A 26,783-nucleotide genomic window follows, 5' to 3' on the forward strand; every position below is an offset into this window, starting at 1 on the left:
CGTGCTGGCCTCGCGTCTCCACTGGCGGCTGCTGATCGGGACCATCGTCGTCCTGATGGCGGCGATGTTGCTCGCCCCACGGATCGTGCGCGGCCCTGACCTCGATGAGAACCGCGTCCTGGCTCAGCGACCGGCCTGGCCCGCTTCGGTCGGCGAACTCGGCGCCTTCCGCAAGGCGGCGGACGCTTGGGTTTCCGACCGCTTCCCGGCCCGGCCACACCTGATCGGCGCGCTCAATCGCGTGCGTATGCTGGCCGGCGTCTCTGGCTCCCCAAGGGTCGTCGTCGGCCGTCACGGCTGGCTGTTCTACGACGGCGGCGACCATCTGGCGTCGGCACAGGCCGCCGGTCCGACGGACTCGCAGGCCTTGCCCTGGCTCTTGAACCTCGCGGGCCGCACCGAGGCCCTCAAGGCCAAGGGCGTCACCTATCTGGTCCTCGCGCCGCCGCTGCAGGAGACGGTCTATCCAGAGTTCAGCCCCGGATGGTTCCACCTCAACCCGGAACGCCAGGCGGTGCGCCTGGCCGAGCTCGCCCAACGCACCGGTGCGGGCGAGGTGCTCTACCTCCACCCGACCCTGATGGCCGCCAAGGCGCGCGGTGTGCCCATGTACACCCGCCACGACACCCACTGGACCGGGCAGGGGGCCTGGGAAGGCTATGCGGCCATGATGCGCCGGCTGAAGGCCATGGGGGCGGCGGTGGACGACCCGCGGCCGATGTCGGACTTCCGCGAGATCCGCCCCGGCCACGTGGTCAAGCCGCGCAACCTCGCCCTGATGCTCGGCGTCGCCAGCTTCGTCGGCGTCGATTACCTCGAGCTCGGCGATCCGGACGCCGAGGCGCGCGCCACGACGACCTGGCTCGATCCGCTCCACGACTGGACCAAGCCCCATGTCATCGAGACCGGCGCGGTCGGCAAGCCGGTGCTGATGCTGACCCGGGACTCCTTCTCGACGGCGCTCACGCCTTACCTCTACCGCCACTTCAGCCGGATCATCCTGTCGCACAATCAGGACGGGACCTGGCGCGAGGACCTGATGGCCGCCTACCGGCCAGATATCGTCGTGCTCGAGGTGCTGGAATCGGGCCTCGGCTACTCCCTCGACCCCGCGCCCGCGCCGTCCGAGGCGACGCGCCAGCGGATTCTGGAGCGCATGGCGCCCCGGCCGCCGCTGCTCGCGCCGACCGCCCAGCGGCTGGCCGCGGCGCTGGACGCGGCGCCGGCCGGCAAGTGCAATCTCGAACGCGCCGAATTGCGCGCCGGCCGTGACGGTCCCGAACTTCTGGTCAGCGGCTGGATTTCCGAGCTTGCCGCCGAGAACACCGCCCCGCTCGGCTGGGTGCGGCTGCGGGGTCCGGCCGTCGACGTCACCGCGCCGGTGCGGGTCGACTTCTCCAGGCCGGACGTCGCCGCCTACTTCAGGGCTCCGAAAGCGGCCGAGGCCAGTGGCTTTGCCGGCCTCTATCGCCTGCCGGCCGCGCCGGTCGACAGTCTCGCCATATACCGCCGCGCCGGCGCAGGTTGGATCGCCTGCGACGGCGGCCGGCTCAAGCCGGGCGGGTAAGGGTCTCCAGCGCTGCGATCAGGGCCGCCAGATCGGCGGGATCGGCCGCCCCGTCGGCCATCTGATCGTCGATCCGCCCCGCCAATGCGCCCACCTCGGCGAAACCAAGCGTCGCGGCCGTGCCGGCCATCCGGTGCGCCAGGAACCGCACATCCTCGCCGGCCCGGATCTTGTCCAGGTCCTCCCGGGCGCGTTCGACGAAACGAGCGCGTATGGGGGCCAGGGGATCGCTCATCGGGTCCCTCCGCAGCGGGGCAAGGGCCGACCCTAGCAGCGGCCGCCCAGCGGCGCCACGGCGCCTAGCCATCTCGCCCCTCGCCCGTTAAGCCCGCACCCATGCCGCCAGCTCCCACCACTCCTCCGCCGCCTCACGCGCGGCTGGCCGTGCCGGTGCTGCTGCTCGTCGTCTTCCTCAGCCTGATCGGCTTCGGCGTGGTCATCCCACTGCTGCCGTTCTACGCCAGCGTGTTCGACGCCTCGCCCTGGGAAGTCACCCTGATGTTCGCCGCCTTCTCCGGCGGCCAGTTTCTCGGCGAACTGACCTGGGGACGTCTGTCGGACCGGCTCGGCCGCCGGCCGGTGCTGATCGGCACCATTCTGGCGTCTAGCATCGGCTACGTCGCCCTGGCGTTCGCGCCGAGCATCTGGATCGCCATCCTGATCCGCGCGGTCGGCGGCGTGTTCAGCGGCAACATCGCGGTCATCCAGGGCTATATCGTCGACGTCACCCCGCCGGAGCGGATCGCCGGCCGCCTTGGCCTGATCGGCGGCGCCTTCGGGGTCGGCTTCGTGGTCGGCCCCTGGCTCGGCGGCGCCCTGGCCCGTCCGGAACTCGGCGCCGCTGGGTTCCATCCGCCGCTGCTGGTCGCCGCCGGCATGTGCCTGGTCGCCGCCGTCGGCGTCGCCGCGTTCGTTCGCGAGAGCCTTCGTCGCGATGCCCCGGCGGTCTCCAAGCCCGGCCCGCTCACCGCCATCCGCGAGGCGTGGGCCGACCCGGTTCTGCGCCGACTGACCAGCATGACCTTCGTGGCCTTCGTGTCCTTCTCGGCCATGTGGGCGATCCTTGGCCTGTGGGGCGAGGCGAGGTTCGGCTGGGGCCCGCGCGAGATCGGCTTCGTCATGGGCCTGACCGGCATCGCCGCCGCGGTCAGCCAGGGCCTGTTCTCCGGCATGCTGGTCCGCCGGATCGGCGAGGTGACGACCATCATCCTCGGCTTCACCGCCACCTGCATCTGCCTGTTGGTGCAGGCGGCCTCGCCCTACATCTGGCTGTGCGTCGCCGCCATGGTGGTGGCGACCAGCGGCCATACCATGGCCCAGCCGGCGACCAGCGCCCTGATCTCGCGGGCGGCGCCGCCGGGTCGACAGGGCGCCATCCTCGGGGCCAACAACGCCGCCGGCTCCGCCGCCCGGGTCGCGGGGCCGATGATCGCCGGAATGATGTTCTCGTCGGTCAGCCACTGGGCCCCGATCGCCTTCGCCGGCCTCGGCATGCTGCCCGCCGCTTGGCTCGCTTGGCGGTCAGGGCGCCAGCTCCGCCTGAAGGCCGAGGCCGCCTAGACCTCCAGCAGCGCGTATTCGATCCCGAGGTCGCGGTTCAACACCGGTCGGGCGACGTTGTAGACGGGCGCCCCGCGCGGCGTACGGCCCTCGTACGCGCCACGGTGCGCATGGCCGTGCAGCACGCAGGAAATGCCTTCGAAGCGGTCGATGGTCTCGCCCATCCGCGCCGAGCCGAGGAACGGGAAGATCTCCGGCGGCTCGCCCATCACTGTGTCCTGGACGGGCGAATAGTGCAGCACCACGACGATCCGCTCCGTGCGCAACATCCGCAGCGAGGTCTCGAGCTTCAGGTTCTCATCGATCGAGGCCTGGACGAAGGACTTGATCTCCGGCTCCCCGAATGCGCTCAGCATGTAGCGCCCGAAGCCGCCGATGAAGCCCTTGCAGCCGGCGAAACCGACGCCGTTCACCTCGTAGGATTGGCCGTCCAGGATCTTGACCCCCGCCTCGGTCAGGATGCGGGCGACCTCCTGCGGCTGTCCGCACTCATAGTCGTGGTTGCCGAGCACGCCGACCACCGGAATGGTGCAGACCCGCAGATCCTCGGCCAGGATCTCGACTTCCGGCGTCTTGCCATAGTTCGTCAGGTCGCCGCACAGCGCCAGGACGTCCGCCTCCTGGCTGATCCGGCTGAACAGGTCGCGATAAGGCTGCACGTGAGTCTCACCGACGTGGAGGTCGCCGATGGCTGCGAGCTTCAGGCGTCCCGGCGGCGCGGCGGAAACGGACGGGCCGTCAGGCAATAGGCTCATGCCGCTCCTCCAGACCCTTGCCGACGACGTCGGCGAAACCCCACTCGGTGATGTCGGTCACATAGTCCCGCGGGCTGAACAGCCGCCCGCGGCAGACCTTCACCCGCGCCGGCGGCAGGCCGACCTGCGCCTGCAGGCGGCTGGTCAGCTCCTCCATCACCCAGGTAGGGATGGCGTCACGCTCGGTCGGGTAGATGAAGCGGAAGTTCAGCAGGTGCGTCAGCAGCACCTCCCAATAGGGCTCCATGTAGCGGAGCAGATGCTTCCAATCGATCCGATGGTGCGCGCGGAGGATCACGTGCGCCACGTCCGCCCCGTCGTAGCGATAGCGGTCCTGGATGAACATCTTGGAGACGATCAGTTCGGTCGGCGGCGTGATCTTCGCCTCGCTGCCATAGACGTTGATCGTGTCGTTCTGCTCGAACCATTCGTCGGTGATCGGCGCGGTGCCGTTCGACATGGCGAAGATGACGTCGAAGAAGTGGTTCTCGCACCAGACTTTGGCGATCCACCGCTCGTCCTCGACATCGGTCCGGTAACCGCGGTCCTGGAAGTAGGCGAGGATCTTCGGGTAGTCGCCGGCCTTGCAGAAGACGTCGAGGTCCTTGGTCGGGCGCACGATGCCCGTATAGGCCGTCACCGCATAGGTGCCGGACAGCAGGAACGGAATGCCCGACTCCGAAAGCATCCTCAGGCTTTCGCGGTAGAAGGTTTCGGCCTCTGGGGGCGGCTCGAAGGCGGCGGCGTCGTGGGGCTGCGACATGCGTCCGTGGGTTTGAAGCGACAAAGAGGGGGACGATCCCGCCCGGTCGTTCAAACGGCGCCCTGTGACCCCGGTTCCGGCGGCTCTTCGGACAGATCGACCAGGCTGACCTCGCAGCCGTCGCGGCGGGCGCCGTCGACGAGGACTTCGGCTTCGTGCCGCGCGGTCGCCGAGTCGCGATGTTCCGACAGCAGGTCCGCCTCGACATTCACGGCCCAGCCGTTGCGCGATCTGGCCACGATATAATGAAGGGGTGGCATGCGAGGCCAACGAGCACGCGGACTCATGTGTTTCAGCTTAGCAACTGAAATCCCTTGTTTTGTTGGCCGTCGGTGGCAGACTCGCGGCTCATAGTCCGAAAATTTGTGCTGAAGCTGGAACCGAGTTCCGGGATCGGTCGTTCGGCCTAAGGGCGGGGGTGTGCCCGGCGTCTGTCACGCGCTGCGCGTGCCGGGTGCGAGCATGTCCCCGCGATAGCTTGCGCCTCCCGGGGGATCCATGGCCGCTACCGTGAAGACGTCGTCGAAGTCGGTGAAGACTGCTTCCAACGTTCGCGATCGACGGGACACCGTCGACGCCGCCGAACTGCTCGTCGCCCTACGCGCCTTCCGGCGCGGCGACTTCTCGGTTCGCCTGCCCCGGGGCCTGACCGGCGCCGCCGGCGAGATCGCCGAGGCGTTCAACGAGGTCGTCGAACTCAACGACCGCATGACCAAGGAATTCGAGCGGCTCGGCGAGACGGTCGGCCGTCAGGGCAAGATCAACCACCGCGCCCGCCTGCCGGCCGCCCAGGGGTCTTGGGCCGCCTCGGTGGACGCCGTGAACACCCTGATCGCCGACATGGTCCACCCGACCGCGGAAATGGCCCGCGTGATCGGCGCCGTGGCCAAGGGCGACCTGTCCCAGACCATGGACCTCGAGAACGAGGAGCGGCCCCTGCGCGGCGAATTCCTGCGCATCGGCAAGGTCGTGAACACCATGGTGGGCCAGCTCGGCTCCTTCGCCTCGGAAGTGACCCGCGTGGCGCGCGAAGTGGGTACGGAAGGCAAGCTCGGCGGTCAGGCCCAGGTCCGCGGCGTCGCGGGCACCTGGAAGGACCTCACCGACAACGTGAACTTCATGGCCGCCAACCTGACCGGTCAGGTGCGGAACATCGCCGAGGTGACCACCGCCGTCGCCAACGGCGACCTCTCGCGCAAGATCACCGTGGACGTGAAGGGCGAGGTGCTGGAGCTGAAGAACACCATCAACACCATGGTGGACCAGCTGAACGCCTTCGCCTCGGAAGTGACCCGCGTGGCGCGCGAGGTGGGTACGGAAGGCAAGCTCGGCGGCCAGGCCCAGGTGAAGGGCGTCGCCGGCACCTGGAAGGAGCTGACCGACAACGTGAACCTCATGGCCGGCAACCTGACCGGCCAGGTGCGGAACATCGCCGAAGTGACCACCGCCGTGGCCCGCGGCGACCTGTCGAAGAAGATCACCGTGGAGGTGCGCGGGGAGATCCTCGAGCTGAAGAACACCATCAACATCATGGTGGACCAGCTGAACGCCTTCGCCTCGGAAGTGACCCGCGTGGCCCGCGAAGTGGGTACGGAAGGCAAGCTCGGCGGTCAGGCCCGAGTGGAAGGCGTCACCGGCGCCTGGAAGGACCTCACCGACAACGTGAACTTCATGGCCGCCAACCTGACCGGCCAGGTGCGGAACATCGCCGAGGTGACCACGGCCGTGGCCAACGGCGACCTCTCCAAGAAGATCACCGTGGAGGTGCGCGGCGAAATTCTCGAGCTGAAGAACACCATCAACACCATGGTGGACCAGCTGAACGCCTTCGCCTCGGAAGTGACCCGCGTGGCCCGCGAAGTGGGCACCGAAGGCAAGCTCGGCGGCCAGGCCAACGTGAAGGGCGTCGGCGGCACCTGGAAGGACCTGACCGACAACGTGAACCTCATGGCCGCCAACCTGACCGGCCAGGTGCGGAACATCGCCGAAGTGACCACCGCCGTGGCCATGGGCGACCTGTCGAAGAAGATCACCGTCGACGTGCGCGGTGAAATCCTCGAGCTGAAGAACACCATCAACACCATGGTGGACCAGCTCAACTCGTTCTCGTCCGAAGTGACCCGCGTGGCCCGCGAGGTGGGTACGGAAGGCAAGCTCGGCGGTCAGGCCCAGGTGAAGGGCGTCGCCGGCACCTGGAAGGACCTGACGGACAACGTGAACCTGATGGCCGCCAACCTGACCGGCCAGGTGCGGAACATCGCCGAGGTGACCACCGCCGTCGCCAACGGCGACCTCTCCAAGAAGATCACCGTCGACGTGAAGGGCGAGATCCTCGAGCTGAAGAACACCATCAACACCATGGTGGACCAGCTGAACGCCTTCGCCTCGGAAGTGACCCGCGTGGCCCGCGAAGTGGGTACGGAGGGCAAGCTCGGCGGTCAGGCCCAGGTGAAGGGCGTCGCCGGCACCTGGAAGGACCTGACCGACAACGTGAACTTCATGGCCGCCAACCTGACCGGCCAGGTGCGGAACATCGCCGAAGTGACCACCGCCGTGGCCATGGGCGACCTCTCGAAGAAGATCACCGTCGACGTGCGCGGCGAAATCCTCGAGCTGAAGAACACCATCAACACCATGGTGGACCAGCTGAACTCCTTCGCCTCGGAAGTGACCCGCGTGGCGCGCGAGGTGGGTACGGAAGGCAAGCTCGGCGGTCAGGCCCAGGTGAAGGGCGTCGCCGGCACCTGGAAAGACCTGACGGACAACGTGAACCTGATGGCCGCCAACCTGACCGGCCAGGTGCGGAACATCGCCGACGTGACCACCGCCGTCGCCAAGGGCGACCTGTCCAAGAAGATCACCGTGGAGGTGCGCGGGGAGATCCTCGAGCTGAAGAACACCATCAACATCATGGTGGACCAGCTGAACTCCTTCGCCTCGGAAGTGACCCGCGTGGCGCGCGAGGTGGGTACGGAAGGCAAGCTGGGCGGCCAGGCGCAGGTGCCCGGCGTCGCCGGCACCTGGAAGGACCTGACCGACAACGTGAACATGATGGCCGCCAACCTGACGGGTCAGGTGCGGAACATCGCCGACGTCGTGACCTCCGTCGCCATGGGCGACCTGAAGCGCAAGCTGACCCTGGACGCCAAGGGCGAAATCGCCGCCCTGGCCGACACCATCAACGGCATGATCGAGACCCTGGCGACCTTCGCCGACCAGGTGACCAACGTGGCCCGCGAGGTGGGCTCGGAAGGCAAACTCGGCGGCCAGGCCCGGGTGCCCGGCGCCGCCGGCCTGTGGCGCGACCTGACCGACAACGTGAACGAACTGGCCGCCAACCTGACCACCCAGGTGCGCGCCATCGCCGAGGTGTCGACCGCCGTGACCAAGGGCGACCTGACGCGCTCGATCACCGTCGAAGCCTCGGGCGAAGTCGAGGAACTCAAGAACAACATCAACGAGATGATCCGCAATCTTAAGGATCAGACTCTGAAGAACACCGAGCAGGACTGGCTGAAGACGAACCTCGCCCGGTTCACCCGCATGCTGCAGGGCGAACGCGACCTGTCGACGGTGTCGAACTTGGTGCTGTCCGAACTCGCGCCGCTGATCAACGCCCAGCACGCGGTGTTCTACGTCACCGACCGCGACGAGGAGAGCCAGATGGTTCTCAACCTCGCCGCCTCCTACGCCTTCAACAACCGCAAGCACCTGGCCAGCCAGTTCAAGCTGCGCGAGGGCCTGATCGGCCAGTGCGCCTATGAGAAGTCGCGCATCCTGCTGACCAACGTGCCCAAGGACTATGTCCAGGTCTCGTCCGGCCTCGGTGAGGCGCCGCCGGCCAACATCATCGTCCTTCCGGCCCTGTTCGAAGGCGAGGTGAAGGCGGTCATGGAGCTCGCCACCTTCGGCGAGTTCAACGAGACTCAGCAGCAGTTCCTCGACCAGCTGATGGAATCCATCGGCATCGTGTTGAACACCATCGCCGCCAACATGCGGACCGAGGGCCTGCTGAAGCAGTCCCAGCTCCTGACCTCGGAACTTCAGGCCCAGCAAGAAGAGCTGAAGAAGACCAACGACCGGCTGGAGCAGCAGGCCGCCTCGCTCCGCCAGTCGGAAGAGCTGCTGCGCTCCAAGCAGGACGAACTGCAGCAGACCAACGCGGAACTGCAGGAGAAGGCGCACCTGCTGTCCGTCCAGAACCAACAGGTGGAAGCCAAGAACCGCGAGGTCGAACAGGCCAAGCTCGCCCTGGAAGACAAGGCCGAGCAGTTGGCCCTGACCTCGAAGTACAAGTCCGAGTTCCTGGCCAACATGAGCCACGAGCTGCGGACGCCGCTGAACAGCCTGCTGATCCTGTCGAAGCTGCTGGCCGACAACAGCCAGGGCAACCTGACCGACAAGCAGGTTGAGTTCGCCTCCAACATCCACGACGCCGGCACCGACCTGCTCGGCCTGATCAACGACATCCTCGACCTGTCGAAGATCGAATCCGGCACCGTCACCCTGGACATCGGCGAGATGTCCTTCGCCAGCCTGCGCGACCAGGTCGACCGGACCTTCAGCCAGATCGCCGCCGACAAGAAGCTCGACTTCCAGGTCGAACTCGATCCGGCGCTGTCGCGCTCGATGTACACCGACGACAAGCGCCTGCAGCAGATCATCAAGAACCTGCTCTCCAACGCCTTCAAGTTCACCGAGAAGGGCTCGGTGAAGCTGACGGTGGCCCGGGCGCACGCCGGCTGGAGCCCGTCCAACGACCACCTCAACACCGCCGGCCAGGTGCTGGCGATCTCGGTCGAGGACACCGGCATCGGCATTCCCGAGGACAAGCAGCGGATCATCTTCGAGGCCTTCCAGCAGGCCGACGGCACCACCAGCCGCAAGTACGGCGGCACGGGCCTCGGACTGTCGATCAGCCGCGAGATCACTCGCCTGCTCGGCGGCGAACTGAAGGTCGCCTCGACGCCCGGCAAGGGCTCGACCTTCACCCTCTACCTGCCGCTGAACTTCAGCCCGGCGGCCCAGCCGGCCGCCACCCCGCGCGCCTCGGCCCAGCCGGCCTTCGCCCGGCCGATGCTGATGCCCTCGGCCTTCTCTGAAGAGCCGGTGGAAGCGGTCGCCGACGACCGCGACACCATCGCCTCCACCGACAGCGTCGTGCTGATCGTCGAGGACGACCCGCGCTTCGCCTCGATCCTGCTCAGCCTGGTGCACGAGAGCGGCTTCAAGGGCGTCGTGACGGGCGAGGGGGCCGCCGCCCCGTCGCTGGCCCGCCGCTTCGGCCCGGACGCCATCATGCTCGACATCGGCTTGCCGGACATGGACGGCCTGGCCCTGCTCGACCTGCTGAAGCGCACCCCGGAAACGCGGCACATCCCGGTCCACGTCATCTCGGCCGACGACCAGAAGGGCCTCGGCCTCTCCATGGGCGCCTTCGGCTTCACCCATAAGCCGGTGGAGCGCGAGGTCGTCGTCTCGACCCTCCAGGGCGTGAAGAGCTTCGTCGACAAAGCCGAGCGCCGCATCGTGCTGGTCGGCGAGGAGGGCGAGGCGGCCGAGACGCTCCGCCAGTGCTTCACCCAGGTCGAGGTCGTCGCCGACCTCTCCGAGGTGCTGAACCGGTCCGCCGCCGATCGCCCCGACGGCCTGATGATCGAGGCGCCGCAGATCCCCGTGCAAGACCTGGTCGATCAGCTGAAGCACAGCGACGGCCGCATGACGCCGGCGGTGGTCTATGCCCCCGTGGAGCTCGAAGCCGACGACGACCGGCGCCTGCGCCTGGCGGTGTTCGGCGGCCTCGTCCGCATGGCCCGCACCCCGGACCAGCTCGTCGATCAGGCCAGCCTGCTGCTCCACGAGCCGCTTGAGCGGATGAGCGCCCCGGCCAAGGCCAAGCTGCAGCAGAACAAGCACGACGACGCCGTGCTGACCGGTCGCAAGGTGGTTGTCATCGACGACGACATCCGCAACATCTTCTCGCTCGCCTCGGCCCTCGAGGAGTACGGCATCGAGCTCAGCTACGCCGAAAGCGGCCGGGCCGGGTTGGAGGTGCTCGACGCCAAGCCTGATGTGGATGTTGTGCTCGTGGACATCATGATGCCCGACATGGACGGCTACGAGACGATCCGCGAGATTCGCTCGCGTCCCGGCCTCGCCGACCTTCCTGTCGTCGCGGTCACCGCCAAGGCCATGAAGGGCGACCGCCAGAAATGTATCCAGGCCGGCGCGTCGGACTACGTGTCGAAACCCGTCGACATCGACCACCTGGTCTCGGTGCTGCGCGTCTCGATCCAGCGCGCGGACGCCATTAAGCTCGCCAGCGATGGCGTCGTGCCCCTGATCCCGCAAGCGAGCTGATGTGACCTTGGCCGATCCCGGCGCCTCCTCTGCACGCCCAGGTCGGGCGGAACCCTCTGCCCCGCCCGACCTGACGCGGCCACTCCAGGCCCGCGTGCTGATTGTCGACGACGACGAACGCAACGCCTTCGCCGCCGCCCAGGCGCTGGAGGGCCTTGGCCATGAGCTGGTGGTGGCCCGCTCGGGGGAGGAGGCGCTGCGCCGCCTGCTCACCGAAGAGTTCGCCCTTATTCTCCTCGACCTCCACATGCCCGGCATGGACGGCTACGAGACCGCCGCCCTGATCCGCTCGCGCAAGCGAACCCGCGACACGCCGATCGTTTTCCTGACGGCGATTTTCCGCGACGAGGCGCATGTCTTCCAGGCCTACTCGGCGGGAGCGGTCGACGTCGTGTTCAAGCCGGTCGACCCGTTCATCCTGAAGTCGAAGGTGACGGTGCTCACCGACCTCTATCTGAAGACGGAGGAGGTCAAGCGGCAGTCCGCCTACCAGCAGTGGCTGCTTGACGAACACGCGCGCGTCCGGGCCGAGAAGGAACTCGCGGAACGCGCCCTGCGCCGCACCGAGGCGCGCCAGGAGGCGATCCTGCAGTCCCTGCCGCTGGTGTTCTCCGCCCGTTCGGCCGAGCCGCCTTTCGCCCCGCACTTCGTCTCCGAGACGGTCAAGGACATCACCGGCTTCTCCGCCAGCCGCTTCGTCGAGGAGGCGGAGTTTGGCTTCGACCGCATCCATCCGGACGATGTCAGTCGGGTCCGCGAAGCCCTGGAGCGCGCCGTGCGCACCGGCCGCTACTCGGTGGAATTCCGGTGGCTGTGCGCCGACGGCCAGTATCGCGTGCTGCAGGACCAGGGCGTTGTCGCCGCCGGGCAGGACGGCGAGCCGCGCGAGCTGTTCGGCGTGATGATGGACGCCACCGAGCGCCGCAGCCTGGAAGAGCAGCTGACCCAGGCGCGCAAGATGGAGGCCGTCGGCCAGCTTACCGGCGGCGTCGCCCACGACTTCAACAACCTGCTGACGGTTGTGCTCGGCAATGTCGACATGATGGCCCGCCGGGCCGAAGACGATGGCCGCCGGATGCGCCGCATCGAGGCCATCCGCACCGCCGCGGAGCGCGGCCGCGACCTGACGCGCCAGCTTCTCGCTTTCTCGCGTCGCCAGCACCTCACGCCGGTCACCCTGGACGTCAACGCCTTGATTCAGGACTTCTCGCCCCTGCTGCGCCAGGCGGTGGGCGAGGCGGTGACGGTCGACCTCGGCTTTGCCGACGGGCCGGTCTGCGCCCACGTCGACGCGACCCAGCTCGAAACCGCTTTGCTCAATCTCGCGGTCAACGCCCGCGACGCCATGCCGGAGGGCGGCCTGCTGACTATCGCCACCCGGCTCGACGAAGGCCGCGTCGTCATCGACGTGCGCGACAACGGCGTCGGAATGCCGCGCGACGTCTGCGAGCGGGTCTTCGAGCCGTTCTTCACCACCAAGGAAGTCGGCAAGGGCTCGGGCCTGGGTCTCAGCCAGGTCTACGGCTTCGTCAAACAGTCCGAGGGCGAGGTCCGTGTGGAAAGCGCGCCGGGGGAGGGGACCACCTTCCAGCTGCGCCTGCCAGCTTCCAGCAACGCTCCGGAATCGGTCAGGCCCGAGGATCGCACCCCGACCATCGAAGGCGGCCACGAGAAGATCCTGCTAGTCGAGGACGATCCCACGGTCCTGGCCCTGACGCTCGATATGCTGACCTCGCTCGGCTACACGGTGACGACAGCGACCAACGCGGCTGAGGCGCTCGACGTCGTCCATTCCGCCGCCGACATCGACCTGCTGTTCACCGACGTTGTCATGCCGGGCGGCGTCAGCGGCGTGACCCTGGCCCGCACCGCCCGCGAGATCCGCCCACACCTGCGGGTCCTGTTGACCTCAGGGTTCGTCGGCGAAGGCGCGGTGATCGAGAACGCCGAGTTCCCGCTGCTCGATAAGCCCTACGAGACCGCGCTTCTGGCCGCCAAACTCCGCAAGTTGCTTGACGCCAAGCCCGCGGCCCGTCGGCGCAAGCGCGACCCGGCCGAGGGCATCGCGGCCGCGGAATAGGCTGCTATGCGCCGGCCCCCCGGCTGAGGGCGCGCAACGCCGCGGCCAGCCTTCGGGCCCGGGCCCGGCTCATCTCCTGGTCACGATTGCCGGACTGAAGCGCGCGGGCCATCGCTTCGATCCGGTTGGCGCGTCCGTCCGGGGCGAAGGCTCCGGCCAGCATGGCCGCTTCGGCCATCAGCTCCGCCCGCATCTCCGGCGGGCAAGCGGCCAGCAGCGCCTCGTCGAAATCGATGATCTCGGCGCCGGTCTGCGGAGGTTGGGGCCTTCGGGCGTGTCGCATGACGCCGAAAAGCGCCGCCCTTCCACCGGTTCCTAGGGCCAAGGCGCCCGATCCTCGCCATCATCTGCAAATGGTTTGGAACGCTGAGCCTTAAGGCGGATTATGCAGCCATGGATCGGGGATCGAAGCCCGCCGTCCTCGTGACGGGCGGAGCCGGCTACATCGGCGCACACACGGCAAAGGCTCTGTCGGAGCAGGGGTTCTTCCCCGTCGTCTATGACAGTCTCAGTTCCGGTTACCGCGAAGCGGTGCGCTGGGGCGCCTTCGTGCATGGCGACATCCGCGACGCCGGAGCCCTGGCCGACGCCATCGACGCCCACGGCGTCAAGTCGGTGATCCACTTCGCCGGCCTGATCGAGGTCGGCCGGTCGGTGGTGAAGCCCGACTTGTTCTGGGAACACAACGTCGGCGGCACTGTCACGCTTCTGTCGGCGATGCGCGAGCGCGGCGTCGATCGACTGGTCTTCTCCTCCTCCGCCGCCGTGTACGGACAGGGTGGGCGAGGGGCTCTGGAGACTATTCCCGAGGACGCGCCAAAGGCCCCGGCCAGCCCCTATGGCGACACCAAGCTCGCCTGTGAATGGATGATCGAGGCGCAGTGCCGCGCCTATGGCCTGACCGCTGTCGCCCTGCGCTACTTCAACGCCGCCGGCGCCGACCCGTCGGGCCTGATCGGCGAGGCGCACGAGCCGGAAACCCATCTCATTCCCCTGGCCATGGCCGCCGCGCTTGGCGACGGCAAGCCGCTGACGGTGTTCGGCGCCGACTTCGACACCCCCGACGGCACCTGCCTGCGCGACTATATCCACGTCAGCGACCTCGCCGCCGCCCACGTTCGGGCCTTGCAGGTCGACCTGCCGGCCGGCGCTTACCAGGCGGTCAACGTCGGCACGGGCCAGGGCCATTCGGTGCTCGAGGTGGTCGAGGCCGTGAGCCGCGCGCTTGGCCGGCCGACGCCCTATGCCCTGGGCGCCCGTCGGGCCGGGGATCCGCCGAGCCTGGTGGCCGATCCCAGTCGGGCCCGCGAACTCCTCGGTTGGGCGCCGACCTGTTCGTCGCTGGAGCGCATCGTCGCCGACGCCCTGCGCTGGGAATCGGCGCCGAAATACGGCGCCGGCGTGCGCGGCGGCCGCCTGGGCGCCTCGGAACCCGTTTCAAGCTAAATCCCCCGGATTCAACCCACAGGCGTCGCCAGCTTCGCCTGCGCGTTCATCTGTGTTAACTGTGTCTAGCTTGAGCGTGGGGCGATATGGAACGAGGCATGGTCAGGACGGACGACCAGCGGGCGCGCCAGATCGCGCAGAACCTCGTCGAGATGCTCTCCTCATATGAGGAAGAAATTATCGCGCTTGAGCAGCAGGCTCCGGACCTCGCCGCGCTTCGCCGCGCGGTGGGGATGGCCATCGCCGAGGCCTGCTATCTGATCTCCGATGGCGCGCCGCATTGAGACCGAGACGATCCGATGACCCGCAAGCCCGAAGCCCTCGCTGACCCGATCGACATCGCTGTCGGCGCGCGAATCCGCCTCCTGCGCAAGGTGCGCGGCATGTCGCAACAGGCCCTCGCCGAAGCGGCCGGGGTCACCTTCCAGCAGATCCAGAAGTACGAGCGCGGCGCCAACCGGGTCAGCGCCTCCATGCTCTCGCGCATCGCCGCCGCCCTCGATGCGCCGGTCGCCGAGATGTTCGGCGAAGGGGCCGCCGCCGGTCAGGGGGGCATCGACGAGGTCGCCGCCCTTCTCGCCGAACCCGGCGCCCTCGAGCTCCTGCGCGCCTACGCCCACCTGCCGAAAGGCCCGCAACGCATCACCCTCGTGGACTTCGTCCGCGCCCTCGCGCCGTCGGCGGCCTGAACCCGGAGCCGACCGGAACCGGAGCTGCGCCAACGGGTTGCCTTTGCAAAGCAACCTCGGAGGCGCGGACATGGCCAGCACGGCCTACAGCGACACCTATCCCACCCGACCGACCCTTCACCTTCCGACGAAAGCCCAGCCGGGCGTCGGCGTGACGGCGTTCCTCTGGCTCGCCTGGGCGGCGATCGCCGCCTTCTGGGGCTTCTCCCTCACCACGGGGATCGGGATCATAAGCGCGCTCGGCCACCCGGCCAACAGCGGGCCCGGGCCTGGCGAGGCCGACGTCGGCGGCGTTGGCTGGGGGCTGATGAACGTCGTCGGCGTGGCGATCCTCGGCGCGGCTCTCGCCTATGGGGCCTATCGTTATGCGACCCGCGATCGCGGCAAGGACGCGATGACCGAAGCCTCCACCGCGGCGCTCTACGACATCGTCGAAGAGCAAGGCGGCGAGGACCTGACGACCCGCTCGCCGGAGGCCCGCGAGCCGACGGAACGGGATGCCTATCAGGCTGCCGTCGCGCCGCCCCGCTGAGATCCGCGCCGACAGCGGCGTTGACAGCTTTGCCGCGACTCGCGCTTCTGGAGTGGCGCATGGGTCGCCGCCCCCATAGAGTACTGCAGCGACTCAGCCTCGCGAGCAGCGTGGGGGCGGCGCCTGAAACTTAGCTGGGGGAGCCCAAGATGGCCGACACCAAGAAAACCAACGCCCTGCAGAAGCCGCTGACGCCTTCGGCCGAACTCGCCGCCGTCGTCGGTTCCGCGCAACTGTCGCGCGGCGAAGTGGTCTCCAAGATCTGGGACTACATCAAGAAGAACAACCTGCAGAACCCGGCGAACAAGCGCGAGATCGTCGCCGACGCCAAGCTGAAGCCGGTCTTCGACGGCAAGGACCGCGTGTCCATGTTCGAGATGAACAAGCACCTGGCCAAGCACCTCAAGTAAGGTGTGCGGCGCGGCCCGACGGCCGCCCCGACCAGATCAGAAGCCCCGCTGGCCTCCGCCGGCGGGGTTTTCTTTGCCTGCGACACGGATGCGGCAAGGCGCCACAGCAACCGGCCCGGTTTAGGCCCTGAAAGACTTGCCATCCACTCGTCGGACACCTGTCGCAAAAAGCCCCGCGACTCAGTGTAACGAATTGGAAAGGGACTCCCTGGATTTGCGTCTTAGGGGGATCTGCGCGCCAGGGGAGCGGCGCGTATTTTCGCATTAACCATACTACGCAACTCTTCCGCTCATCGGCGTGGCCGAGATCTGGATAAGGTGGACAAATGGGTATCTCTAGCCTCTCGACCGCCCAGATCAGTGCGCTGTCGGCGACGACCATCCAGAACCTGTCGACGACCGACATCAGCCAGCTCTCCGCGAGCCAGCTGGGCGCGATCAGCACCACGGGCATTGGGGCGCTCACCTCCACCCAGGTCAGCGCGATCTCCTCGACCACGGTCAAGGGGCTCACCGCCAACCAAATTCCCTACTTCCAGAACGCGGTGGTGTTCGACGCCACCCAGCTCGGCGTCTTCAACATCGGCCAGATGGGGGCCCTGACGACCACCCAGGTCGTCGGTCTCGAAACCACTCAGCTCGGCGTGCTCAAGGCGACCCAGCTCGCCTCGCTCTCCACGGCCAGCCTGGCGGCCCTAGACAGCGGCCAGATCCAGAGCCTGACCACCACGCAGGTCAAAGGCCTGACGACCACCCAGATCCGGGCCCTCGACGCCTCGGATATGACCGAGTTCAGCTCGACGCAGCTCGGCGCCCTGGCCAACACCCAGATCCAGGCGCTGAACACCACCCAGGTCGGCGCACTGACGACGACCCAGCTGGGCGGCCTGACCGCCACCCAGGTCGGCGCGCTGTCGACGACCAACCTCGCCGCGCTCGACGCCGCCCAGGTCGTGGAACTGACCTCGACGCAGCTGGCGGGCCTGACCACGACCCAGCTTAAGACGATCGGCGGCTCGGACTTCGCCGAGTTCACCTCGACCCAGGTCGGCAAGCTCAGCGCCACCCAGCTCGGCGCCCTGACGACCACCAACCTGAACTCGCTGGACAGCGCGACCTTCGAGACGCTGACCACCACCCAGATCAAGGGCCTGACCGCCACCCAGATGGCCGGCCTGACGGCGACCGACGTCGAGGAGTTCACGACGACTCAGATCGGCGCCCTGGGGAACACTCAGGTCGCCGCTCTGACTTCCACCGGCCTTGCGGCCATGACCTCGACGCAGATCCAGGCTCTCGACGAGACCCGTGTCAAGGCGCTGACCGCCACCCAGCTGCGCTCGCTCAGCGATACCGACGTCGCCGAATTCAGCTCGACCCAGATCGGCGCCTTGACGGCGACGCAGCTCGGGGCCCTGACCACCACCAGCTTCTCGGCGCTGGACGAGACCCAGATGGGCGCCCTGACCGCGACCCAGCTCAAGGGCGTCACCAGCAGCCAACTCGCCAATCTGACGACCACCGACGTCGGCGAGTTCACCACCACCCAGCTTCAGGCCCTCGCCGCCACCCAGGTCGCCGCATTCGGCGCGACCAACCTCGGCGCGATGGACTCGACTCAGCTCCAGTCGCTGACCACCACCCAGGTCAAAGCGCTGACCGCCTCGCAGCTGTCGGGCATCGCCACCACCGACGTGGCGGAGTTCACCACCACCCAGATCCAGGCGCTGACCCCGACCCAGCTTTCGGGCATGGGGGCCACCAACTTCTCGGCCCTCGACGAGACCCAGGTCCAGTCGCTGACCACGACCCAGGTCAAGGGCCTCAGCCTGCCGCAGCTGCAGGGTCTCAGCTCCACCGATGTCAGCGAGCTCAGCTCGACCCAGCTCGGCGCGCTCACTGCCGCCCAGCTCGGCGCGGTGACCACCACCAATCTCGCCGAACTGACCACCACCCAGCTCGGCGGTCTGACCTCGACCCAGCTCGGCGCCCTGTCGACGACGGCGATCACCGGCTTCGACACCGATCAGCTCTCGTCGCTGACCACCACCCAGATCAAGGGCCTGACCACCGCCCAGATGCGGGCCCTCGACTCCACCGCCTTCGGCAAGCTGACCACGACCCAGCTCGGCGCCCTCTCTTCGCTCCAGCTCGGCGCCCTCAGCTCGACCAACGTCGCGGCGATGGACGAGACCCAGGTCCGTCAGTTCGACGCCACCCAACTCAAGGGTCTGTCGACCAGCCAGTTGGCCGGCCTTGGCGCCACCGACATCGCCGAGTTCACCTCGACGCAGATCTCGAACCTGGCCGCGACCCAGATCGCCGGCCTTGGCGCGACCAACTTCTCGGCCCTCGACACCACCCAGTCGCAGGCGCTGACCACCACCCAGATCAAGGGGCTGACCACCGCCCAGCTTTCCGGCCTCAACGCCACCGACGTCGGCGACCTGACCTCGACCCAGCTGCAGGCGCTCGGCGCGACCCAGCTGGCGGCGCTCGGCACGACCAACTTCGGTGAACTGACCTCGACCCAGGTCCAGGCTCTGACCACCACCCAGGTGAAGGCGCTGACCACCAGCCAGCTCGCCAACCTGGCGGCCACCGACATGGTCGAGTTTACCTCGACCCAGATCCAGGCGCTGACGGCGGCGCAGGTCGCCGGCCTCGGCTCGACCAACCTCTCGGCCCTCGATGAAACCCAGACCGCGGCCTTGACCACGACTCAGATCAAGGCGGTCACCACCACTCAGATCGGCGGCCTGTCGACCACGGACATGGGCGAGCTGACCTCGACCCAGCTTGGCGCCCTCAGCGTTGCCCAGCTCAACGCGATCAACGCCACCAACATCGTCGAGCTGACCACGACCCAGCTGGGCGGCCTCACCGCGGCCCAGGTCGGCGGCCTGACCACCACCAATGTCGCCAACCTCACCACGGACCAGCTCTCCGGCCTGACTACGACGCAGGTGAAGGGGCTCTCCAGCACCCAGGTCCGCGCGCTGGACGCCGCGACCTTCGCCAAGCTGACCACGACCCAGCTCGGCGCCCTGACCGCCACCCAGCTCGGGGCCCTGTCGACGACCAACCTCTCGACCATGGACGAGACCCAGGTCCGTCAGTTCGACGCCACTCAGCTCAAGGGCCTGACCAGCAGCCAGCTGGTCAACCTGACCACCACCGACATCGCCGAGTTCACCTCGACGCAGATCTCGGGCCTCGCGGCGACCCAGGTCGCCGGCCTCGGCTCGACCAACCTCTCGGCCCTCGACACCACCCAGTCGCAGGCCCTGACCTCGACCCAGATCAAGGGCCTGACCACCAGCCAGCTCGCCAACCTGACGACGACCGACGTCGGTGATCTGACGACCACCCAGCTGCAGGCCCTGGCCGCCACCCAGGTCGCCGGCCTCGGCGCCACCAACTTCGCAGCTCTGACCTCGACCCAGGTCCAGTCGCTCAGCACCACCCAGATCAAGAGCGTCACCAACGCCCAGCTGGCCGGCCTCGCGGCCGCCGACGTGGCCGACCTCACCTCGACGCAGGTCCAGGCGCTTTCGGCCGCCCAGGTCGCGGCCATGGGCTCGACCAACTTCTCGGCCCTCGACGGAACCCAGATGGCCGCGCTGACGACGACCCAGATCAAGGGCGTCAGCAACACCCAGCTCGGCGGCCTGACGGCCACCGACATGGGCGAACTCACCTCGACTCAGCTCAACGCCCTGTCGCCGGCCCAATTCCTCCAGATTTCGTCGACGAACCTGGCGGAACTGACGACCACCCAGATCGGCGGCATCACTTCGACCCAGCTCGGCGGCCTGACGACGACAACCCTGGCCGGCTTCGACGCCACCCAGATCGGCTCGCTCAGCACCACCCAGGTCAAGGGCCTCACCGGCACGCAGCTGCGCGGCCTCGACTCGACCGAATTCGCCAAGCTGACGACCACCCAGCTCAACGCGCTGACGGCGGTCCAGCTCGGCGCCCTGTCGTCGACCAACGTCGCAGCGATGGACGAGACCCAGGTGCGCGGCTTCGACGGCACGCAGCTCAAGGGCCTGACCACCAGCCAGCTCGCGGGACTCGCCACCGCCGACATCGCCGAGTTTACTTCGACCCAGATCCAGGCCCTGACCGCTACCCAGGTCGGCGGCATGGGGGCGACGAACCTCTCGGCCCTCGACACCACCCAGGCCCAGGCGCTGACCGCGACGCAGGTCAAGGGGCTCACCACGGCACAGCTCGCCGGGCTCAACGCCACCGACGTTGGCGACCTGACGACCACCCAGCTCCAGGCGCTCGCGGCCACTCAGCTTGCCGGGATGGGGGCGACCAACTTCGGTGAGCTGACCTCGACCCAGGTTCAGTCGCTGACCACCACCCAGGTCAAGGGGCTGACGACCAGCCAGCTGGCGAACCTGTCGACGACCGATGTCGCCGACTTCACCTCGACCCAGATCCAGGCGCTCAGCACCGCCCAACTCGTCGCCCTCGGCGCCACGAACTTCTCGGCGCTGACCGAGACCCAGGTCCAGGCGCTCAGCACGACCCAGATCAAGGGGGTCACCACGACCCAGCTGGCCGGTCTCACCGAGACCGACGTCGGCGAACTGACCTCGACCCAGCTTGGCGCGCTCAGCGCCGCGCAGCTGCTGTCGATCACCACCACCAACCTCGGCGAGCTGACCACGACCCAGCTTGGCGGGATCAGCGCCACCCAGCTCGGCGGGCTGACCAACACCGCCCTGGCGGCTCTCGACGGGACCCAGGTCGGCTCTCTGACCACCACCCAGGTCAAGGGCCTGACGACCACCCAGCTGCGCGGCCTCGACACCACCGAGTTCGGCAAGCTGACGACGACCCAGATCACCTCGCTGAGCTCGGCGCAGCTCGGGGCCTTGTCGGCCACCAACGTCGCCGGCCTTGACGAAACCCAGGTTCAGGGCCTCGACGGCACGCAGCTCAAGGGGCTGACGACGACCCAGTTGTCGAACCTCGGCTCCACGGACATGGCCGAGTTCACCTCGACCCAGATCCAGGCGCTGACGGCGACCCAGCTCGCGGGCATGGGGGCGACGAACCTCTCGGCCCTCGACACCACCCAGGCCCAGGCGCTGACCACGACCCAGGTGAAAGGTCTGACCGCCACCCAGATGGCCGGTCTGACGACCACCGACGTCGGCGACCTGACCACCACCCAGCTGCAGGCGCTGTCCGCCACCCAGCTGTTGGCCATGGGTTCGACCAACTTCAACGAGCTGACCTCGACCCAGCTGCAGTCCCTGACCACCACCCAGGTCAAGGGCCTGACGACCAGCGTGCTCGCGAACCTGACGACGACCGATGTCGGCGAGTTCACCACCACCCAGATCGAGGCGCTGACCGCGACCCAGGTCGCCGGCATGGGCGCGACCAACTTCTCGGCCCTGACCCAGACCCAGGTCGGATCGCTGTCGACCACTCAGGCCAAGGCCCTCACCACGGCTCAACTCGGCGGCCTGACCGCGACGGACGTGGGCGAGCTGACCTCGACCCAACTCGGCGCGCTCACCGCCGCGCAGCTGTTGGCGATCACCACCACCAACCTTGGCGAGCTGACGACGACCCAGCTCGGCGGTCTGACCTCGACCCAGATCGGCGGCCTTACGAACACGGCGCTGGCCGCCTTCGACGCCGCCCAGACGGAATCGCTGACCACGACCCAGGTCGCCGGCCTGACCGCGGCTCAGGTGCGCGGACTCGACGCCACCGAGTTCGGCAAGCTGACGACCACCCAGCTGACCTCGCTTTCGGCGACCCAGCTCGGCGCGCTCTCGGCCACCAACGTCTCGGCGATGGACGAGACCCAGGTCCAGGGGCTCAACACGACCCAGCTGCGCGGCCTGACCGCCACCCAGCTCTCGAACCTCACCGAAACCGACATGGGCGAGTTCACATCGACCCAGATCGCGGGCCTGACGGCGGCTCAGGTCGGTGCGCTGGGGGCGACCAACCTGTCGGCCCTGAACACCACCCAGGCCCAGGCGCTCGACGCCACCCAGATGAAGTCGGTGACCACGACCCAGCTGTCGGGCCTGACCACCACCGACGTCGGCGACCTGACCACCACCCAGCTGCAGGCGCTCTCCGCCACCCAGCTGGCCGGCATGGGCGCGACCAACTTCACCGAGCTCACCTCGACCCAGGTCCAGACCCTGACCACCACCCAGGTCAAGGGGCTGACGACGACCCAGCTCGGCAACCTGGCGACCGCCGACATGGCCGACTTCACGTCGACCCAGGTCCAGGCGCTTTCGGGGACGCAGGTGGCGGCCCTCGGCGCCGCCAACCTGTCGGCGCTCGACGAGACCCAAACCGCCGCCCTGAGCACGACCCAGATCAAGGCGGTGACCTCGACCCAGCTTGGCGGCCTAACCGAGACCGACATGGGCGAGCTGACCTCGACCCAGCTGAACGCCATGACCGCGGCCCAGCTGCTGGCGATCACCACCACCAACCTCGGTGAGCTGACGACCACCCAGCTCGGCGGTCTGACCTCGACCCAGCTCGGCGGCCTGACCAACACCGCGATCAGCGCCTTCGATACGGCGCAGCTCAGTTCGCTGACCACCACCCAGCTCGGCGGCCTCACGGCCACCCAGCTGCGTAACCTCGACGCGACCGACTTCGACAAGCTGACCTCGACGCAGATCGACGGGCTCACGGCCACCCAGCTGGGCGCTCTGTCGACCACCAACATCTCGTCGCTCGACGAGACCGAGGTGCAGGGCCTCGACGGGACCCAGCTGCGCGGCTTCACCGCCACGCAGATGACCAACCTGACCGAGACCGACATCGGCGAATTCACGGCCGCTCAGATCGGCGAGTTCACCGCCACCCAGGTGGCCGGTCTGACCTCGACCAACCTCTCGGCCTTGACGACAACCCAGTCGCAAGCCCTGACCACGACCCAGGTGAAGGGCCTTACCACGGCCCAGCTCCAGGGTCTGACCAGCACCGACGTTGGCGACTTGACCACCACCCAGCTGCAGGCCCTCGCGCCGACCCAGGTGGCCGGGCTCGGCTCGACCAACTTCGGCCTTCTGACCTCGACCCAGGTCCAGGCGCTCTCGACCACCCAGGTCAAGGCGCTGACGACCACCCAGGTGGGCGCGCTCGACGCCGCCGGCTTCGACGAGTTCAGCTCGACCCAGCTCGCCACGCTCACCACCCAACAGGTGGCGGCGCTGACGACGACGGTGATCGATGCCCTGACAACCACCCAGGTGGACTCGCTGACCGGCGCCCAGATCGCCGCCTTGACGACCACCCAGATCGACAACCTGACGACCACCAACATCCAGTCTATGACCACCACCCAGACGGCGGCCTTCACCGTCACCCAGGTACAGAGCTTCGATAACGACCAGGTCGACGCTTACCTGAGCGTCAACTAAGCGGACGCAAGGCTTTCCTCTCCCGTTCCGCGGGAGAGGGGGGACCGCCCGCTGCAGAGGGGGTGGTCGAGGGGGCACAAGCTCCGGACCGGCCGCTTGCCCTTTCCGCCCTCCGCTCCTCAGTCGGCGTGGACCGACTTCGGCCTCAGGTCCCCGTTTCCCGTAAACGGGAAGGACGGTTTCCCCTGTGGACAGGTGCGGCGTGATGGCGCTGGCGCCGCCTCCGGCGATTGCCCGGCCGCCTCGGCGTGCGATGCTTTGTTAACTCGAATCACTCGCGGAACGCCGCTCGGCGTCTGCACGGCCCAAGGCCCGAACCCCGATGTCGGAAAACGTCTTTCTCGCCGCAATGCAGAAGATCACCGGCGGCGAGCTTGGGGTGGGGGAGCTGATCGAGGCCGCCACCAGCCTCGTTTCCGCTGGCCAGTCGCCGGCCGCCCAGCAGCTCTACCAAGTCTGGGCCAAGTTCAACGATGGCCATCCCCAGCTCAGCGTCGCCCATTTCAACTGTGCGGTGCTGCAGAGCGACGGGGGTGATCTGCCCGGCGCGGCGCGGTCGCTGCAGGCGGCGATCGAGATCAACCCTGACTTCCTGCCGGCCTACATCAACCTCGGGGGCGTCCTCGAGCGCGGCGGCCAGCCGGACAAGGCTATCGACACCTGGCGCGCGGCGGCCCAGCGGCCCGGTCCGATCACCGGCAAGGTCGTAGGCTATGTCGTCACCGCCCTGAAACAGCTCGCCCGTGTCGCGTCCGACCAGCAGCGCGCCGATGTCGCCGAGGCCGCCCTGCGCGCCGCGCTGGAGATCGATCCCGACCAACGCGACGTCATCGAGCAGTACGTCGCCCTGCGCCTTGGCCAGGTCGAATGGCCGATCCTCAGCCCGTGGGAGAACGTCGAGCGCAAGACCCTGGCGGGCAACATCAATCCGCTGTCGCTCGCCGCCTACACTGACGATCCGATGCTGCAGCTGGCCAATGCGGCCCGCTTCGTCGAGGCGGCGGTTCCGGATCCGGAGGACAACCCCAACGACCGCCGCGACGCCGCCCTCGACCTCGCCGGCCGGCGCATCCGGATCGGCTATGTCTCGTCCGACCTGCGCGACCACGCCATCGGCTACCTGATGGCCGAGCTCTTCGAGCTGCATGACCGCAGCAAAATCGAGGTCTTCGCCTACTACTGCGGCGTCGCGCCCTTCGGCGCCCTGCACGAGCGCATCAAGGGCGCGGTCGAGCACTTCGTGGACATCCGCGGCCTCACGGACGACCAGGCCGCCGCCCGCATCGCCGCCGACGGCATCGACATCCTTGTCGACGTCAACGGTCACACCCGCGACGCCCGCAGCGCCGTCTTCGCCCGCCGACCGGCCCCGATCCTCGTCAACTGGCTTGGCTTCCCAGGAACGATGGGCTCGCCGTACCACCACTACGTCATCGCCGACCCGTTCATCATCCCGCCGGAGGCCGAGCTCTACTACTCGGAAAAGGTCCTGCGGCTGCCCTGCTACCAGCCGAACGACCGCAAGCGCCTCGTCGCCGAGCAACGTCCGACCCGCGCCGAGTTCGGCCTGCCCGACGACGCCTTCGTCTTCTGCTCGTTCAACGGCGTCCAGAAATTCACCCGCTTCAACGTCCAGCGCTGGGTGCAAATCCTCCAGCGCGTCCCGAACAGTGTCCTTTGGCTGCTCGACAGCCTGCCCTCGACCCAGCAGCGGCTCCGCGACTTCGTGGCTGCGCATGGGGTCGATCCCGAGCGGCTGATATTCGCGCCGAAGCTGATCAACCAACTTCACCTGGCCCGTTATCCGCTTGCCGACCTCTTCCTCGACACCACCCCGTACGGCGCGCACACCACCGCTTCGGACGCCCTGTGGATGGGCGTGCCGGTGCTGACTGCACCAGGGCGCAGCTTCGCCTCCCGCGTCTGCGGCAGCCTGGTCACCGCCGCGGGCCTGCAGGAGCTGGTCTGCGACAGCCTCGACGAGTACGTCGAGCGCGCCGTCGAACTGGCGAACGACCCCGCCCAACTCGCCGCCCTCCGCGCGCGTCTGGAGGCGGGCAGGGGGACCTGCACCCTCTTCGACATGGACCTGCTGACCGATCGGCTGGAGGCGCTCTACGCCGGCATGTGCGAGGACTACGTCCAGGGCCGCCTGCCGCGCCCCGACCTCGCCGGCCTCAAGCCCTACCTCGACATCGGCGTCGCTCACGACCACGAGGCGACCGAGATGCAAGGCCTCGCCGACTACCACGGCTGGTGGGTCGAGCGCCTCGCGCGCGCTCATCGTCGCCGCCCGATCCCGGCCGATAACCGGTTGTGGACCAAGGCGCAGATCGCAGCCCTCGACCCCCCCGCCATTTCTGCCGAACCGGCCCGCGCGCGTCGCGCAGCGGCCCTCGCGTGACTTTCGAAAGCCCTCGTATGACCATCCTGCCGAAGCTGCACGCGATCTACAATTCGGCGGGCCTCAAGCCGCTGACCGGCCATTCCACCGGCCACATGTTCGACTGGATGGACGCCCCTTTCACCCGCTTCTTCGACGGCAAGGGCATCGTCGGCTGCGCCGGCCTGTCGCTGTTCGAAATCATGTTCCTCGAGCACCTGGCGGGGTACCTGACGCCGAAGAACATCCTGGTCATCGGCAACGCCCACGGCTGGTCGACGCTCGCCGCGGCGCTTACCTTCCCCGAGGCGAAGATCGTCGCCATCGACCCGTATGAGCCGGGCATCGCCCTGACCAACAGGCTGGCCCAGGAGAACGGGCTGAAGATCACCGCGGTCGAGGCCTATTCCCCCGACGGCATCAAGCCGGCCTGCGCTGAGCACCTCGACGGCCCCGTCGACTTCGTCCTGATCGACGCGGTCCACACCAACGAGGCGATCATCACCGACTTCGCAGCCGCCCGCGAGGTCGCCGCCGACGACTGCTTCTACCTTTTCCACGACGTCGTGAACTGGAAGATGACCGAGGGGCTGAAGCACAACCAGACCACCTCCGGCCTCGATGGCCGCCTGCTGACCCGCACCCCCTCCGGCATGGCGGTGCTGTTCAAGGGCGCGAGCCCCGACCTCGTCGCCTACCTCGACTGCTTCTCCGACAATCCCCAGCTCCTCCAGGCCTACCGCGACCTCGTCCGTCAGACGATGGTCAAGGACAGCTTCGGCGAGGCGATCGCGGCGCTCTGAAA

17 protein-coding genes are annotated in these 26,783 nt (G+C 68.0%); 12 read left to right on the forward strand and 5 right to left on the reverse strand.

Features of this window, described 5'->3' with window-relative positions:
- Position 1 precedes the first annotated feature (1 nt).
- The gene (locus ACILRF_RS00665; RefSeq protein ID WP_395670330.1) at positions 2-1,567 is read left to right on the forward strand and encodes a hypothetical protein; all 1,566 of its coding nucleotides are present in this window, start codon (positions 2-4) and stop codon (positions 1,565-1,567) included.
- Here ACILRF_RS00665 and ACILRF_RS00670 read toward each other — a convergent pair.
- Positions 1,551-1,802 carry an Hpt domain-containing protein gene (locus tag ACILRF_RS00670; RefSeq protein WP_395670331.1) on the reverse strand — a complete coding sequence of 84 codons (252 nt, stop codon included), beginning with the start codon at positions 1,800-1,802 and terminating at the stop codon, positions 1,551-1,553. The genes ACILRF_RS00665 and ACILRF_RS00670 overlap by 17 nt on opposite strands.
- 101 nt (positions 1,803-1,903) lie before the next feature.
- On the opposite strand from ACILRF_RS00670, the gene ACILRF_RS00675 reads away from it, so the two are divergent.
- The gene (locus ACILRF_RS00675; RefSeq protein ID WP_395670332.1) at positions 1,904-3,127 is read left to right on the forward strand and encodes an MFS transporter; all 1,224 of its coding nucleotides are present in this window, start codon (positions 1,904-1,906) and stop codon (positions 3,125-3,127) included.
- On the opposite strand, the gene ACILRF_RS00680 is transcribed toward ACILRF_RS00675, so the two are convergent.
- The 3 genes from ACILRF_RS00680 to ACILRF_RS00690 are packed head-to-tail and all read right to left on the reverse strand — an operon-like array spanning position 3,124 to position 4,884.
- Complete coding sequence (locus ACILRF_RS00680) at positions 3,124-3,882, reverse strand: metallophosphoesterase (protein WP_395670333.1); 759 nt, start codon at positions 3,880-3,882, stop codon at positions 3,124-3,126. The two genes, ACILRF_RS00675 and ACILRF_RS00680, sit on opposite strands and share 4 nt — an antisense overlap.
- Positions 3,866-4,645 (reverse strand): nucleotidyltransferase, encoded by a 780-nt coding sequence (locus tag ACILRF_RS00685; RefSeq protein WP_395670334.1) that lies wholly within the window; start codon positions 4,643-4,645, stop codon positions 3,866-3,868. Before ACILRF_RS00685 ends, ACILRF_RS00680 begins: the two co-directional genes overlap by 17 nt.
- 50 nt (positions 4,646-4,695) lie before the next feature.
- A complete protein-coding gene (locus ACILRF_RS00690; RefSeq protein WP_395670335.1) occupies positions 4,696-4,884 on the reverse strand; it encodes a hypothetical protein in 189 nt (62 codons plus the stop codon).
- A gap of 259 nt (positions 4,885-5,143) precedes the next feature.
- Here ACILRF_RS00690 and ACILRF_RS00695 point away from each other — a divergent pair, with 259 nt between their 5' ends.
- Together ACILRF_RS00695 and ACILRF_RS00700 are read left to right on the forward strand one after the other, a co-directional pair.
- Positions 5,144-11,005, forward strand: coding sequence for a HAMP domain-containing protein (locus tag ACILRF_RS00695; RefSeq protein WP_395670336.1), 5,862 nt, complete (start codon positions 5,144-5,146; stop codon positions 11,003-11,005).
- Positions 11,006-11,099: 94 nt separating this feature from the next.
- Entirely contained in the window at positions 11,100-13,085 is a 1,986-nt protein-coding gene (locus tag ACILRF_RS00700; RefSeq protein WP_395670337.1) for a response regulator, read from the forward strand.
- Between the two features lie 4 nt (positions 13,086-13,089).
- Here ACILRF_RS00700 and ACILRF_RS00705 read toward each other — a convergent pair whose 3' ends face one another.
- A complete protein-coding gene (locus ACILRF_RS00705; RefSeq protein WP_395670338.1) occupies positions 13,090-13,368 on the reverse strand; it encodes a hypothetical protein in 279 nt (92 codons plus the stop codon).
- Between the two features lie 110 nt (positions 13,369-13,478).
- On the opposite strand from ACILRF_RS00705, the gene galE reads away from it, so the two are divergent.
- The 8 genes from galE (at position 13,479) to ACILRF_RS00745 (ending at position 26,781) form a co-directional block, all read left to right on the forward strand.
- The gene (gene galE / locus ACILRF_RS00710) at positions 13,479-14,531 is read left to right on the forward strand and encodes a UDP-glucose 4-epimerase GalE (RefSeq protein ID WP_395670339.1); all 1,053 of its coding nucleotides are present in this window, start codon (positions 13,479-13,481) and stop codon (positions 14,529-14,531) included.
- 98 nt (positions 14,532-14,629) lie between these two features.
- The gene (locus ACILRF_RS00715) at positions 14,630-14,815 is read left to right on the forward strand and encodes a hypothetical protein (protein ID WP_395670340.1); all 186 of its coding nucleotides are present in this window, start codon (positions 14,630-14,632) and stop codon (positions 14,813-14,815) included.
- 15 nt (positions 14,816-14,830) lie between these two features.
- A complete protein-coding gene (locus ACILRF_RS00720; RefSeq protein WP_395670341.1) occupies positions 14,831-15,220 on the forward strand; it encodes a helix-turn-helix domain-containing protein in 390 nt (129 codons plus the stop codon).
- Positions 15,221-15,290: 70 nt separating this feature from the next.
- On the forward strand, positions 15,291-15,752 hold the full coding sequence (locus tag ACILRF_RS00725) for a hypothetical protein (protein ID WP_395670342.1): 462 nt from the start codon (positions 15,291-15,293) through the stop codon (positions 15,750-15,752).
- A gap of 149 nt (positions 15,753-15,901) precedes the next feature.
- The gene (locus ACILRF_RS00730) at positions 15,902-16,162 is read left to right on the forward strand and encodes an SWIB/MDM2 domain-containing protein (RefSeq protein WP_395670343.1); all 261 of its coding nucleotides are present in this window, start codon (positions 15,902-15,904) and stop codon (positions 16,160-16,162) included.
- A 326-nt stretch (positions 16,163-16,488) separates the two neighbouring features.
- Entirely contained in the window at positions 16,489-23,595 is a 7,107-nt protein-coding gene (locus ACILRF_RS00735) for a beta strand repeat-containing protein (protein ID WP_395670344.1), read from the forward strand.
- Positions 23,596-23,917: 322 nt separating this feature from the next.
- Positions 23,918-25,999: an N-acetylglucosamine transferase gene (locus tag ACILRF_RS00740; RefSeq protein WP_395670345.1), complete on the forward strand. Its 2,082-nt coding sequence runs from the start codon at positions 23,918-23,920 to the stop codon at positions 25,997-25,999.
- A 17-nt stretch (positions 26,000-26,016) separates the two neighbouring features.
- Positions 26,017-26,781 (forward strand): class I SAM-dependent methyltransferase, encoded by a 765-nt coding sequence (locus ACILRF_RS00745; RefSeq protein ID WP_395670346.1) that lies wholly within the window; start codon positions 26,017-26,019, stop codon positions 26,779-26,781.
- Positions 26,782-26,783: the final 2 nt, after the last annotated feature.

This window comes from Phenylobacterium sp., assembly GCF_044236515.1.
Taxonomy (GTDB): Bacteria; Pseudomonadota; Alphaproteobacteria; order Caulobacterales; family Caulobacteraceae; genus Phenylobacterium.